This is a genomic window from Streptomyces sp. NPDC020845 (assembly GCF_044334165.1).
Lineage (GTDB): Bacteria > Actinomycetota > Actinomycetes > Streptomycetales > Streptomycetaceae > Streptomyces.
Genome location: NZ_JBIRSJ010000004.1, coordinates 381,749 through 395,562, shown reverse-complemented (window position 1 = coordinate 395,562; position 13,814 = coordinate 381,749). Strand labels below are relative to the sequence as shown.

Here is a 13,814-nt window from a genome sequence, read left to right as displayed (position 1 = left end):
GACGGCTCCTCACTGCTCGCGGATCTCTATGACGTGCCGGCGCTCGATGTCCTGGGGCAGCCGCACGACCAGCGATCCGGACCGGCCCGGCCGTTCGGTGGCCTCCAGGCGGAACGTCTCCTCGACGGCGTGCTCGTCGGCCTTCTCGCCCTCCCACCGCAGGGCCAGCCGGAAGGCACCCGCGGCGTCGGACAGGGTGCGCTCATGCCATGGCGTCAGATCCCGGCTGGTCCGCCCCCGGGCCTCGACCAGCACATTGGCGATCGGTGTTCGGGTGGTCGCGTCGACCACGGCGCCATGCACCGTGCGCAGCCCCGGCGGGTAGGGGAAGGAGACGCTCGGCAGCAGCCGGACCAGACGCGGCTCGGTCACCACCGCCGGCGGGTGGGCGTCGTCATACGGGTACACCAGGAACTCGACGCCCACGACGTCGGCCGAGTACGGCTGCTCGTCGGCCGGGTACAGCGGCTGGTAGCCGGCGGCCGCGAAGCGGGCACGGTGGCGCCGCGGCCGGGCCGCCCACGGCTCACCGCATCTGCCGAGACCCGGATAGGCGAGGGCGGCGCTGGGCGTGCGCACCGGCACATCGTCCAGCGGCAGCCAGGCGCCGTCGCCGTCGCCCTCGTCGTCGAATCGGTCCAGCTGGACCGCCACCCCCGCGCTGCGCACCCGCCGCGCGTAGTCGTCGAACGGGATGAACCAGGCCGGGCTGTAGAGCGTCGAACCTGACAGCGGTATGAAGCGGCTCATGGCATCGCCGCCCCGCTGATGGCCCGGCTGTGCACCGGGCGGACCGCCGTCTCGGTGGCGGAGTCCAGGTTGACCACGCGCACCTCGTAGTTCAGCGACAGCCGGTACGGCTTCTGGATCGCGTACCAGACCCAGGACTTCTGGTCCAAGGTGAGCGGGGTCAGGCTGAGGTGCAGCGAGTCGGTGCTCGCCGCCAGGCTGCCGGACAGCTGGATGCCGTCCAGGATCGCGTCGTCGTAGAACGTCTGCAGGGCCCGCCCGAGCATCCGGTGCTGGGTCGCCTGGTCACCGCCCCAGGGTGTGACCAGGTACCGCAACAGCAGAGCCATCGGCGGCTTGCGGACGTGTCGCGGGTCGGGGGGCTGGGAGCGCACCGGCGGCCGATTGCGTGACGTCGGGTCCTCGGCGATCTCATAGAGGAACACGGTGAGTTTCGGCGGGGGTGTCTGTACCGTCTCGGAGAGATCGTTGAGTTCCGCGATCGGCGGTTCCACCTGGCTGAGCCCGCGCAGGGCCTGGGTCAAGGTCTCCACGATGACCGTCGAGACGTCGGCGATGACGCCGAAGTCACCCATTCGCATCCTCCCCCGGTTCCGGCTCGGCTCCGGATCCGGTTCCGGCTCCGGCTCCGCGCTCGAAAGCGTGCATCGGGAGCATGCCGGTCCCGCCGTGGCCGGATCGCGATTCGCGCATCACACGAGCGTCACCGACCCGTTTCGCGACCGGCTGAGACCGGCGATGACGTAACCGGACACGCGCCGACAACGCCGAGGTGACACCGACAAGGCATATTTCCATTTATGGAAATCCCCTCAGACCGGACCGGCGTTCTGATCCTCCGGGTGTGGGTGGAAGACGGCAGGCCGGACGGCTTCCGTGCCCGCATCGTCCGCACGGGCGGCCCGCACCATGCGCCCCCCACCGCGGTGAGCGCGGTCGACGACGTACTCAGCGCCGTGCAGACATGGCTCGACCAGTTACTCGAGCCGGACGGGTGACGATGCCGCGACGTTCCGGTGATGCCCGGCCATATAACGTCGTTTTACCGAAAGGCCGGATACACGATCATGTTTTGCTCGTAACATGGCTCCCGGGCATCCCGCTTGTCGGCAGGGGATGGGTCGCTGGAGCCGATATTGCCCCGGGGGGCCGATGAGCGCAGAAGGCCACGTCATCACGTTGAGACTGCTGAAAGGCTTCGCGCTATTGGTCGATCATAAGCGCGTTCCGATTTCCTCCAGCGCCCAACGCCTCCTCGCGTTCCTGGCCCTGCAGGACATGCCGCGGACCCGCACCTATGTGGCCGGCACGCTGTGGCCGGACGTCACGGCCTCCCGCGCCAACGCCAACCTCCGGTCCTCCTTGTGGCGCGCGACGCGCACGGGACATCAGGTCATCGACGCGTCCGCACAGGAATTGGCGATCTCCAAAAACATCGACGTGGACCTCCACACGGCGGCGCGGCACGCACACCAGCTGCTCGACATGTCGCGCCCCTGCGACGACATCCTCACCGCGCAGACGCGGGCGGACCTCTCGGCCGATCTGTTACCCGAGTGGTCGGAGAACGAGTGGGTGCTGATCGAGCAGGAGCAGTACCACGAACTCAGGCTGTACGCCCTGGAGGCGATGACCGAACGGCTGACCGCGGCAGGCCGCCACGGCGAAGCCGTCGCCGCCGGACTCGCCGCCGTCCGCGCGGAGCCCCTGCGGGAAAGCGCTCATCGCGTCCTCATGAACGCACATCTCGCCGCCGGCAACAGAGGCGCGGCACTGCTGCAATACGAACAATGCGGCCGCGTCCTGCGCGAGGAACTGGGCCTGGAGCCCTCCCAGACGCTCCGCAACCTGGTCTCGCCGCACACCGAGGCGGGCGCCCTCAAGGCCCCGGCGCGTCGGGTCGTCCGCCACCCGGCGAGCGATGTCCTGAGGGATGCCGCGGACGAAGCCGAGCGCGTCACCTTCTCCCAGGCCGAGCCGCGCCCCCTCCCAAGATCCAGACGCGCCGGCACCGTCCCGCCCATGCCGTCGCGTCCTCAATAGACAGCCACCTGGGCGGCAAAAAGCGACCCCTCCGGGCAACACCCATCAAATCGGGCGAAAAATTGATGCCTATAGTATTGCGGGTGTTGTCGCGAATAAACTGCAGAATTAAGTTCGCCGCGTGGCGTCGGCCACGGGCGATCCTGTGGGCCACGGCGGGCGTGGTGACCCTCGGATTCCTCATCGCGCTGGAGATCGCCGCGCGTCGCTACGCCGGCGAACCTGGGCCGATCACCAATCAGGCGCGAGAGGTCATATTCGCCCCCAAACCCGGGCCGCTGTACGGCGGTATGGCGTTGATGATGGTGGTGCTCACCTGGCGGCAACGGTTCATCGCGCTTGGTGCCGCGATCGGCATCGACATCGTCTTCGTACTGGTGCGGTGGGCGATCGGCGCCAACGTACCCGCTGACCATTTCTTCGGCAACGGCGCGTTGTGGGTGATGCTGGGCTGCGGGGTCATCGCTGTCACGCGCCGCACCGGCCGGGAACGTGTCCTGCTGCTGAAGGGCGTCGGGCTTGGGCTGCTGCTGGTGGCCGGCCGCAAGACCGGCGACACCTGGCTCCTGATCACGGCGAAGACCCGCCCGAAAGTGCTCGACGAGTACGTGGCAACCGCCGATCACGCGCTGGGCAACCCGTCGTGGCTGGCAGGCCGGATCCTCCGGGCCACCGAGCCGATCGGCACCCACCTTCTCGACTGGGTCTACGGTGAGCTCGCGGTGGCCGCGATCGTCGTCGCGCTCTACCAGCTGCGCAACGTGGCGGTCGAGCGCCGCTTCCCGACCCACCATCTGGTGCGCACCTTTCTGGTGATCGGCCTCGTCGGGCCGGCCTTCTACATGATCTTCCCGGTGGTCGGACCGATCTTCACCTACGGCCCGGGCACCTCCGGCACCGGCGGCCTGCAATGGGCGGTGGCCAACCTGTGGCCGAACACGCTGCCACCGATCAAACCCCCGCACCCGGTGCCGTACGACGGGATCACCCCCCGCAACTGCATGCCCAGCCTGCACACGGCGTGGGCCGTCGCGATCTTCATTCATTCCCGCAAGGGCCCGCGGCTTCTGCGATTCGCGGGCGCGTTCTGGCTCGTTGCCACGCTCGGCGCAACGCTGGGCTTCGGCTACCACTACGGCGTGGATCTCGTCGCCGGTGTGGTGTTCGCGCTCACGATCGAGGCGGCTCTGCGCACGTTCGACCGTGGCTGGGACCGGTCAGGAATCCAGCTGGTCGCATACGGCACAACGGTCTTCGCCGCGCTCCTGGTGTTGTACCGCTATCTGCCGATGGAGATGGCCACGCATCCATGGGTGTTCGGACCACTTCTCATTCTGGCGCTGGCCTCAGTGATCTACGGCTATGTACGGACCACCAAACGGTGGGAACCGACGGCCGCACCAGCGCGGCAACCGGAACCGCAACCCGAACTGGTCTGAGCCATGTGGCCGGGTACCGCAACATGCCCTCCCGGAGTTGTCCATCGTCGGTCCCGGGGTGCTGGGAGGTTTTGCCTCCCAGCAGGGAGCAAACCGGTCGTGGCCTCGGTTCTGGTCGAAGGCGCATGATGAGCGCGGGGAAATCCGACGAACGGAGGGTCCGGCGCCGGGTCCGGCGCCGGCTGTGACGGAGGCATCCGATGAACCACAAGCGCCCTGGAACGGGCCCGCTCACCGTGACAGTGTTCGTCTTCCCGGGGGTGCGGCTGCTCGATGTGGCCGGTCCCATCGAGGTGTTCGCTTCGGCGAACGAGTTCGGCGGGCGCTATCGGGTGCAGACCGCATCCGAGGACGGGGCGGCGGTGATCACCTCCGCCGGGACCCGCCTCAGCGCTGACCTGCGTGTCGATGATGTACGTGAGCCGTGCGATGTGCTGGTGATCCCAGGCGGTCCGGAATGGGAAACGCTGATCAAGGACGTCGCGATCTTGGATGTCGTCCGGCGACTGCACGAGAAGGCCCGCTGCACGACATCGGTGTGCACGGGAGCGTTTCTGCTGGCAGCGGCCGGGCTGCTGGATGGGCGTCGCGCCGCGACGCACTGGCGGCAGTCACAGCAACTGGCCCTGCGTTTCCCGTCCGTGCGGGTCGAACCGGACGCCATCTTCGTGCGGGACGGGCGGATGATGACCTCGGCGGGTGTCAGCGCCGGCATCGACCTGTCCTTGGCGCTCGTCGAAGATCACTACGGTGCGGAGGTTGCTCGAGCGGTTGCCAAGGACATGGTCGTCTTCATGCAACGGCCGGGGGGCCAGTCCCAGTTCAGCGTCCGCTCCCAGGTCCAGCACTCCCACCGGGAGACGATCCGCCGGGTGCTGGACGAGGTCGCCGAGAACCCCGGGGCCAACCACACGGTGTCGGCCATGGCACGCAGGGCAGGCATCAGCGTCCGCCATGTGACCCGGCTCTTCGACGAAGAGGTGGGAACCACTCCGGCCCGGTACGTGGAGCAGGTCCGGTTGGAAGCTGCCCGGGTGCTGCTGGAGACGGGTGATGACGCCATGGCGGTGGTGGCGCGGCGTACAGGGTTCGGCTCACCTGAGTCGATGCGCAGAGCATTTGTGCGGCACCTGGGTGTGACGCCCGGTGCGTACCGGGCCGGTTTCCGCACGACCGGTGTGGGCGCGAAGGATTCCGTGTCCGAAGCCGTCTCGCCGTAGTCGAGGCGCAACAGGCCGAGGCCGCACCAGCGGGTCGCGCGCTGTAGCGCGCGGAGCCCGCCTTGCGTGCCGTGGCAACCAGCGTGGTCAGCGGAATGCGGATGCCACGAGATCCTTCTGCTCGCCGGCATGCCGGCGGGCAGAGCCCACGGCCGGGGCCGGTGCCGGCGGTCGGCTGATGCATCCGATGGGACGGTTCGCCAGCCGCTGCACGTGTGGCCCCACAAAGGACCAGGCTCCTTGGTTCTCCGGCTCCTCTTGCACCCACCGCACCTCGGCGTCGGCGGGGAAGCGGGCGAGTTCCGCACTGAGTTCCTGGTCCGGGAACGGGTAGAGACGCTCCACGCGGACGATCGCAGTGTCCGACAGGCTTGAGCCTCGCCGGTAGGCGTCCAGGTCGTAGAAGACCTTGCCCGAGCACACCAGCACGCGCTCGGTCCGGGCGGCATCGGCCGTCTCGTCCGGCAGGACCGCTCGGAACGCACCGGTGGTGAGCTCCATCAGCGTGGAGATGGCTGCCTTCGACCGCAGCATCGACTTCGGAGTGAACACGACCAGTGGCCTTCTGTGCTCGCGCCCGTCGAGCGCTTGCTGCCTGAGCAGGTGGAAGTAGTTGCCGGGCAGGGAGGGCATGGCGACGCTCATGTTCCCCTGCGCGCACAGTTGGAGGAATCGCTCGATCCTGCCGGAGGAGTGGTCCGGCCCCTGCCCTTCCAAGCCGTGCGGCAGCAGCAGCGTCACCCCGGAGCGCTGCCCCCATTTCTGTTCGGATGACGCGATGTACTCGTCGACGACGGTCTGGGCACCATTGGCGAAGTCGCCGAACTGGGCCTCCCACAGCACCAGAGCGTCCGGCCGGGCCAGGGAGTAGCCGTACTCGAAGGCCAGTGCCGCCAGTTCGGACAGCATCGAGTCGTAGGGGGCGAAGTCCGCGGCCGGCCCGCCGAGGGAGCTCAGCGGTGTGTACTCCACGCCGGTGCGCCTGTCGGTGAGCACAGCGTGCCGTTGCCCGAACGTGCCGCGGCGGGAATCCTGCCCGGCCAGCCGTACCGGAACCCCGTCCAGCAGCAGCGAGCCGATGGCGAGAGTTTCCGCGGTGGCCCAGTCGATCGTTCCCGCATCCAGCATCGTGGCGCGTCTGCGCAGCTGCGGCAGAACGCGCGGGTGGACGGTGAAGTCCTGCGGCAGACTGGTCTGGGGCGCGATGACGTGCCGAGCGGTCGCCTCCGTGATCGCGGTGGTCACTTGAGAGGCGGCTGCGTCCTCGGCGTCCCCGGGGATGATGCGCTGGGGGGACTGGTCGGGCACCGGCAAGGCCTGGGTCTCGACGAAGGCACGCTCCAAGCGTTCCCGGTAGTCCCGCAGGGCGCCTTCCACCTGCCGTTCACCGATGTCTCCTCGGCGGACCAGCGCCTCCGCGTACTGCTTGCGCACCGAAGGTCTGGCGTCGATACGGTCGTACATCGCCGGCTGCGTGATGGATGGATCATCGACCTCGCTGTGGCCGTGGCGCCGGTAGCAGATCAGATCGATGACAACGTCCTTGTGGAACGCCTGACGGTAGTCGAAGGCCAATCGTGCGACGCGGACGGCGGCCTCGGGGTCGTCTCCGTTGACGTGGAAGATCGGGGCTTCGATGGTCCGTGCCACATCGGTGGCGTAGGTGCTCGAACGGCCGTGGGCGGGGGCGGTCGTGAAGCCGAGCTGGTTGTTGATGACGATGTGGACCGTCCCGCCGGTGTGGTAGCCGGGCAGCTGTGACATGTTCAGCGTCTCGCCGACCACGCCTTGACCGGCGAACGCGGCATCCCCGTGGACGAGGACGGGCAGGACGGGGAAGGAGTCGCCACCGTCCGCGGCCACCTCCTGCTTGGCGCGGACCACTCCCTCGGCCACCGGCCCCACGATCTCCAGATGCGAGGGGTTCGCCACGACGGAGACGGCGATGGTGCCGCCGCCCAGTGCGTGATAGGTCCCTTCCGCACCGAGGTGGTACTTCACATCCCCGGATCCCTGGACCGACCGGATGTCCACCGCGTCCTCGAACTCATGGAAGATCTCCGCGTAGGACTTGCCGACGATGTTGGCCAGAACATTGAGCCGGCCGCGGTGTGCCATACCGATGACGGCTTCCCTCGTCCCGTTCCTGACGGAGCGGTGCAGCAGGGCGCCCAGCAGTACGATCGCGGACTCGCCGCCCTCGAGTGAATACCGCTTCTGACCCACGTATTTGACGTGCAGGAACGTCTCGAAGGCCTCTGCCGCGCCCAGCCGGTAGAGGATCTGCAATTGTTCGGCGCGGTCCGGCCGGGGGTGGGGCGATTCGATCCGCTGCTGGACCCAGCGACGTTCTTCGGAGCTTTGGATGTGCATGTACTGGGTGCCGACGGTCCGGCAGTAGGACTCCCGCAGGACCTGCAGAACGTCGCGAAGAGTCATGGTGACCTGCCCGGCGAAGCCGTCGACGGCGAACGTCCTTCCCAGGTCCTCGTCGCCGAGCCCGAATGCCGTGATGTCGAGCTCCGGGTGTGCGCCTCCCTGCTCCGCTGCCGTGAGCGGGTCGGTGTCGGCCATCAGGTGTCCGCGCACGCGATACGCGTGGATGAGCGCTGCGACGCGGACCGCCTTGACCGCCGCCTCGCCCGCATTGTCACTCACGGTGGTCGCGTCGTTGCGCGAGGCGAAGAGGTCCCGCCATGTCCGGTCGACCGAGCCCGGGTCACGCAGGTACCGCTCGTATTGTTCGTCCACAAACCATTCGTTGAGGCCGAATTCCAGCCCGTACGGCACCGGCTGTCCGGCGCGGGATTGCGATGCCACGGTGTGGATCGCCTTCTTTCCTCATTGCATACGACCGATAACGGACGCGGTTGACCCGGCCGGTCATCTTTGTCCCGCCCAATGGCCTCGCTTCCGCGCCACACCATCGACGCTACGACAGTGAGGGAGATGAGAAAGACATGTGAATATGCCATAACGGCGGCATATAAGGACACGGCATGTTCAGTCCTCCTCGTACGCCGAGACCCACATGTTCCTGGCGGCATGGCGCAGGGAGTGGCCTGCCACCACCGCCCAGGCGATGACGAGCAGCCCATAGAACACCACGGCCATCCAGACGAACGCCTCCGAACCGGTCCGCTCCGCAAGGGCGCCGGTGGCCGTCACGCAGGCGCCGACCGGGAAGATAAAAGACCACCAGGTGGGCGCGAAAGGCAGCCCGGTCCTGATCGTCCGTACAGTGAGCCCCGTGGCCAGCGCCAGCCACAGCATGGCGAAGCCCCACACCACGATCCCGCCCAGCAGCGCGAACACCGCGGCGCCCCGTGCGTAGGGCGCGGGCAGCGCGCTGGGCGCCACCGCGGCCAGCGCGCCGAGCGCCGTCACCGACTGGCCCAACGCCCCCAGCCCGATCCACACCGTAGGAACCACCGGTCCAGTGGGGGCCTCATGGTGCACCAGGCGGCCGTAAATCATGGCCAGCACCAGCAGCGCCGCGACCAGGCCGAGCCCGAGCATCGCGTAGCAGCCCAGTAGCAGGGCGAGCCGCAACTGCCCCGCCGGCGCATGAGGGACAAGCAGCGCGCCCGTCGCCGCCGAGACCATCGGCGGCACCACGGGCATCAGCCAGCCCCCGAACGCCGCGTCCGGCGCGAAGCGGTGCCGGGTGACCATCAAATAGGGCACCGCGCAGGCCGTGCCAAGTCCGAGCACGGTACCGAGCGACCACAGCACCCAGTCCACGGCCAGCGCCGCCTCGAGCCCGATCAGCCGACGGCCGAGCAGCAGCGCCCCGGAGCCCACCGTGAGCAGCGCCATCGGCGGCGCGCCGAAGAACTGGGCTGTCACCGGATCACCGGCGTGCACCCGAAGCGCCCGCTGTTGGAGGTAACCGACAGCGAGCAGGACGAGCAGAAGCGCGGCGCCCAGCCAGACCACCATGGCGGCAGTCCGCAGCCCGTGGAAGGTCCATGGCAGGGTCACCGCCGCATTGGCGACGATGCCGGTGCCCATCACGGCCGCGAACCAACTGGGGCCGAGGAGCGGACGGCGCTTTCTGCCTGCCGTAGGCGCCACAGGGCCGGCGCACGGGGAACAATTCATTCCGCAAACGCTATGTTCGGTTGAAGCAGCACTGTCGATCATGTCCTGATGTGAGCGCCGCATGGCACACACCGAGCGACCGCCAACGACGGCGGCGGTGAACCGGCGCTGGGCGCCCGGCACAGTCGGTCGGGCCCGATCTATGCGTCGTGCACACAGCCGCCGGCTCCGGTGGTGTCTAAGGTGCCGCCACCCTCGATACGAGGGGAGCGCACAGCCGGTGGCGAGGCCCTGGAGGACAGTCGATGAGTGTGGTACAAGGAGCAGCTGGGCCGGGTGCCCAGGAAACCCCGGCAAGAGAGGCCATGCCGCCGCGCCCGGTGGGGTACTGGTTCGAGGACATGCCGTTCCGGCGGGCACACCTGCTCGCCGCGATCGCGCTCTTCATGGCGTTCGTCATCGAGTCGTGGGAGCAGCTCGCCCTGATCTATGTGTCCGGGGATCTGGGCAGCGCGTTCGGTATCGACGAGGGACGGATCGGGTGGGCGCTGTCCGCCGTCGCGCTGGGCATGATCCCCGGCAGTCTGGTGTGGGGGCCGCTCTCGGACCGCACCGGCCGCCGCAATGTGTGCCTGTGGTCCCTGGCCGCGTACGGTGTCATCGCCCTGATCAGTGCCTTCTCGCCGAACTTCACCATCTTGATGGTGACGAGATTCCTCTCGGGTCTGGCCCTCGCCGGCATCTATACGGTGACCTTCCCCTACTTCCTCGAGCTGTTGCCGTCGCGGCTGCGGGGCCGGGCCGCCGTCTACCTGTCGATCGGCTGGCCCATTGGTGTGCTGCTCGCCGTCGGGGTCACCCAGCTCGTCGGGGGGCTGGGCTGGCATGTGGTCGCCATGGCGAGCGCGCTGGCCGGGATCTGGGTCTTCGCGATCCGTGCCTGGGTGCCCGAGTCTCCGTACTGGCTCGCGGAACGCGGACGTCATGAGGAGGCCGCCGCGGTGCTGCGCAGGCTCGGCGCGGCTGTGCCCGAGGGTACGGTCTTCGCCGCGGCGGACGCCGCCGAAGGGGCGGACGCCGCCGATGGCGACGGGGCGGGTGAACGGGGGCGGCCGGGGCAGCCGCTCGATCTCTTCCGCGGGCGTCTGCTGCGCCTGACGGTGCTGATGCTCGTCGTGAACTTCACGTTCAACTGGGGCTACTGGGGCCTGCAGACCTGGTTGCCCACCCTGCTCCAGGACAAGGGGCTGAGCATGTCCGCGAGCCTGGGCTTCGTCGCCCTGAGCGCCGTGTGCATGATCCCCGGCTATGTCTCGGCGTCGCTGCTGACCGGCCGCTTCGGCCGCAAGAAGGTCTTCCTGCCGTATGTCGCGCTGGCCGCCGTCTCGGGCGTGGCCTTCGCCTACGCGGACAATCTCACCGAGATGTACATCGCCAACTTCGCCCTGTCGTTCTTCTGCCTCGGGGCGTGGGGCGTGTGGAACACCTGGAACGGCGAGTTCTACCCGACGTCGCTGCGGGCGACCGGATACGCGTGGGCCACGGCCGCGCAGCTGGGCGCGACCTCGCTCGCCCCCTCGGTCGTCGGCTATCTGCTGGCCCGGGCCACCGGCTACACGTCGACGATCCTGTTCATCATGGCGTTTCTCGCCGTGGCCCTGGTGGGCGCGGTGACCTTGCCGGAGACCGAGGGCAAGGAACTGGAATAGCGCAGGTCACGGGCGCGCCGCACGGGTCGGCGGGCACAGGGGGCCGATGCGAGGATGGTGGCGTGACCATGAAACTCGGTATCGACCTGGGGCGCGCCACCTGTGCGGCGGTGCTCGTCGCGGGGAGCGGGCGCGTGGCGGCCCAGGCCGTCGTGGACAGCGCCCCCGGGACGGCCGGGTCGCTGCGCCAGGTCCTGGCGGCTCTCGGCCCGCTCCCCGCACCGGTGGACTCAGTCGCTCTCGTCACCGATTTCGCCCGGCAACCCCCTCCGCACCCCTCTCGGCTACGCCGCGTCGCGGTCCTGCGGATCGCGCCCGCGAGTCATCCGGCACTCGCCCCGCTCGCCGACTGGCCGACGGCGGCCCGGACAGCCGTCGGCGCCCTGAGCGCCGTGGTCGCGGGGGGCAGCGCCGTGACGGGGCGGCCGCTGGCGCCGCTGGACCGGACCGCCGTCGCGGCCTTCGCCGGACGGGCCCGCGAGTCGGGCGTCTCGGCGTTCGCGCTGTGCGCGGCCGGTGCACCCGCCCGCCCCGCCCCCGAGCTCGACGCGGCGGCCGTCATCGCGGACGCGGTGCCCGGCGCGGCCATCAGCCTCTCCCATGAGATCGGCTCCGCCGGGCTGCGGGAGCGTGAGAACGCCACCGCTCTCAACGCCGCCCTCGGCGGCTGGGCGGCTGACCTGGCCGCCGAGTCCTCCCGTGCGCTGCGGGCCGCCGGGCTGACCTCACCGGTCTTCTTCGCCCGCGACGACGGCGGCCTGGTCTCGGCCGAGTACTTCCGCCGCCACCCGGTGATCGCCACCGCCCCCGCCACGGCGTGCGCCGCCCGGGGAGCCGCCGCCCGGACGGGCCTGGCGAGGGCCGTCGTGGTCGACGCGGGCGCCCGTTCCGTACGCTGCCTCGTCCTCGGCGACGGCGAGCCCGAGCGCTCGGCGCGGCCGGCGCCCGGCCCGCTGGGCGTCCTCACGCACCTCGGCTCGCCGGAGATCCACGAGGTGCTGCCGGGACCGCCCGGGGGTACACCGGCCGAGGCCGCGGAAGCGGCCCGGCTCATCGCCCGACAGCTCGCGCGCGTGCCCGACGCCGAGCTGCTGTACACGGGCGGCGGCGCCGAGAGTGTCGGCGCCCCGCCCGCCGACCCCACCCTGCGGGCGGCGCGGCTGACCGATGCCGCCCGGTTCGCCGCCACCGCGGACTGCCGGGTCGGGTTCGAGCAGATCGTGGCCGTGGCCGGCCGTTCGGAGCTCGACCGGCTGCTCGCCGCGGCCCGTGACCACACGCTGTCCCGGGCGGTGGCCGCGGGCGCGGCTCCCCTCACGGTCCGGATCGAGAGCATGGCCCACGCCCCGGTCGCCTATCTGCCCGCGGGGGTGCACCGGGTGACCGTGCGCGCGGTGGGGCGGCCACTCGTGGGAGGGCCCGTATGAGCGTTGCCCCGCACACCGCCGGACCCGCCGGCCGCGCCCGCCCGCGGTGGCTGACAGCGGTGGAGCTGGAACACCTGGCGGTCGGCGCGCGGGTGCTCGCGGTCGGCACGGAGGAGTCGGCCTACCGGGTTGCCCTCGACTGGGCGGGCGCCGAGCTCGCCGCGCACGGCCCGGTGCCGTTGCTCCCGCCTGACCGGCTCGACGGCGTCGGCCTGTGCGTCGCCGTCACCTTGGCCGGCGCCTCGGCCGCCCTCGCCGAGCAACTGCCCGCAGGCGACGAACCGATGAAGGCCGTACGAGCGGTGGAGCGGCTCGTCGGCCGGCCCGCGGAGGCCGTCGTGGCGCTCAACACCGCGGCCGAGAACGCCCTGATCGCCCTCGCCACCGCCGCCCGGTGCGGGCTCCCGCTGGTCGACGGGGACGGCTGCGGACGTGTGCTGCCGCTCCTGGAACAGACCGTGTTCACGCTGGCCGGAGCCGCCCCGGCGCCGCTCGCCCTCAGCACCCCCGGCGGAGACGTGGTCACAGTCGAGTCGGCCGGCAGCCGCGTCGAGGATCTGGTGCGCCCCTTGGTCCTGGCCGCCGGAGGCTGGTCGGTCGTCGCGGGCTACCCGATGAACGGCGCCGAACTGGCCCGCTGTCTGGTGCCCACCACCGTGAGCCGGGCCATCGCCGCGGGCGCGGCGACCGGGCCCGTGCGATTCGCCCCGTGGCGGCCCCGGCGGCTGTGCCGGGGCCGGATCGCCGCCGTGGAGCAGCCCACGGGCGCCGACGAGGAGGGCTTCGGCCCGTCCCACCCGTGGGCGGACGCCGTCGCGCTGCCGTCCCGGCCGACCAGCGTCCTGGTCGCCGAGGACGAGGGCCTGCGCCGACGCTTCCGCCTCGAAGCGCACAACGAGGTGCTGTTGGCCCTGGCCGACGGTGCCGTCGCGGCCGCGGCCCCCGACCAGATCCTCATCCTGTCCGCCACCGACAAGAGTGTCGTGGACGTCGAGCGCGCCGTACCCGGCACCGAGGTCGAGGTGGTCGTCATCGAGGCGGCGCCCGCGTGGCACACGCCGCAGGGCCGCGCCCTGGCCCGGCTCGGTGGACCGGCCCCCGCCGGGTTCGGGCCTGAGGCGGTGGCGTGGTGACGCCGTGCCGTCCCCGGGGCGGCCCGGCCGAGCGGGCCCGGGCCGGGGC

Annotated in this window: 10 protein-coding genes and 1 pseudogene; 7 read left to right on the top strand and 4 right to left on the bottom strand. The window is 70.3% G+C overall.

Features of this window, described 5'->3' with window-relative positions:
• Positions 1 to 9 precede the first annotated feature (9 nt).
• Together ACH4U7_RS11560 and ACH4U7_RS11555 are read right to left on the bottom strand one after the other, a co-directional pair.
• On the bottom strand, positions 10 to 750 hold the full coding sequence (locus tag ACH4U7_RS11560; protein WP_398527753.1) for a carboxypeptidase regulatory-like domain-containing protein: 741 nt from the start codon (positions 748 to 750) through the stop codon (positions 10 to 12).
• A complete protein-coding gene (locus tag ACH4U7_RS11555; RefSeq protein WP_089507760.1) occupies positions 747 to 1,325 on the bottom strand; it encodes a DUF4255 domain-containing protein in 579 nt (192 codons plus the stop codon). Before ACH4U7_RS11555 ends, ACH4U7_RS11560 begins: the two co-directional genes overlap by 4 nt.
• A gap of 225 nt (positions 1,326 to 1,550) precedes the next feature.
• Here ACH4U7_RS11555 and ACH4U7_RS11550 point away from each other — a divergent pair, with 225 nt between their 5' ends.
• The 4 genes from ACH4U7_RS11550 to ACH4U7_RS11535 all read left to right on the top strand — a co-directional run bounded on the left by ACH4U7_RS11550 (position 1,551) and on the right by ACH4U7_RS11535 (position 5,452).
• Entirely contained in the window at positions 1,551 to 1,748 is a 198-nt protein-coding gene (locus ACH4U7_RS11550) for a hypothetical protein (RefSeq protein ID WP_385610318.1), read from the top strand.
• Between the two features lie 154 nt (positions 1,749 to 1,902).
• Positions 1,903 to 2,793 carry a BTAD domain-containing putative transcriptional regulator gene (locus ACH4U7_RS11545; RefSeq protein WP_398527752.1) on the top strand — a complete coding sequence of 297 codons (891 nt, stop codon included), beginning with the start codon at positions 1,903 to 1,905 and terminating at the stop codon, positions 2,791 to 2,793.
• Positions 2,794 to 2,858: 65 nt separating this feature from the next.
• A complete protein-coding gene (locus tag ACH4U7_RS11540; RefSeq protein WP_398527751.1) occupies positions 2,859 to 4,232 on the top strand; it encodes a phosphatase PAP2 family protein in 1,374 nt (457 codons plus the stop codon).
• A gap of 200 nt (positions 4,233 to 4,432) precedes the next feature.
• Positions 4,433 to 5,452, top strand: coding sequence for a GlxA family transcriptional regulator (locus ACH4U7_RS11535; protein ID WP_398527750.1), 1,020 nt, complete (start codon positions 4,433 to 4,435; stop codon positions 5,450 to 5,452).
• A gap of 87 nt (positions 5,453 to 5,539) precedes the next feature.
• Here ACH4U7_RS11535 and ACH4U7_RS11530 read toward each other — a convergent pair.
• Positions 5,540 to 8,230, bottom strand: a pseudogene (locus tag ACH4U7_RS11530) (multifunctional oxoglutarate decarboxylase/oxoglutarate dehydrogenase thiamine pyrophosphate-binding subunit/dihydrolipoyllysine-residue succinyltransferase subunit); the annotation flags it as partial.
• A gap of 225 nt (positions 8,231 to 8,455) precedes the next feature.
• Positions 8,456 to 9,556, bottom strand: a complete 1,101-nt coding sequence (locus ACH4U7_RS11525) for a TDT family transporter (RefSeq protein ID WP_398527749.1) — start codon at positions 9,554 to 9,556, stop codon at positions 8,456 to 8,458.
• A 305-nt stretch (positions 9,557 to 9,861) separates the two neighbouring features.
• Here ACH4U7_RS11525 and ACH4U7_RS11520 point away from each other — a divergent pair, with 305 nt between their 5' ends.
• From ACH4U7_RS11520 to ACH4U7_RS11510, 3 genes are all read left to right on the top strand, one after another.
• On the top strand, positions 9,862 to 11,205 hold the full coding sequence (locus tag ACH4U7_RS11520; RefSeq protein ID WP_398527748.1) for an MFS transporter: 1,344 nt from the start codon (positions 9,862 to 9,864) through the stop codon (positions 11,203 to 11,205).
• Positions 11,206 to 11,273: 68 nt separating this feature from the next.
• Positions 11,274 to 12,632 carry a hydantoinase/oxoprolinase family protein gene (locus tag ACH4U7_RS11515; RefSeq protein ID WP_398527989.1) on the top strand — a complete coding sequence of 453 codons (1,359 nt, stop codon included), beginning with the start codon at positions 11,274 to 11,276 and terminating at the stop codon, positions 12,630 to 12,632.
• On the top strand, positions 12,629 to 13,765 hold the full coding sequence (locus ACH4U7_RS11510) for a DUF917 domain-containing protein (protein WP_398527747.1): 1,137 nt from the start codon (positions 12,629 to 12,631) through the stop codon (positions 13,763 to 13,765). Before ACH4U7_RS11515 ends, ACH4U7_RS11510 begins: the two co-directional genes overlap by 4 nt.
• The last annotated feature ends 49 nt before the right edge of the window (positions 13,766 to 13,814 follow it).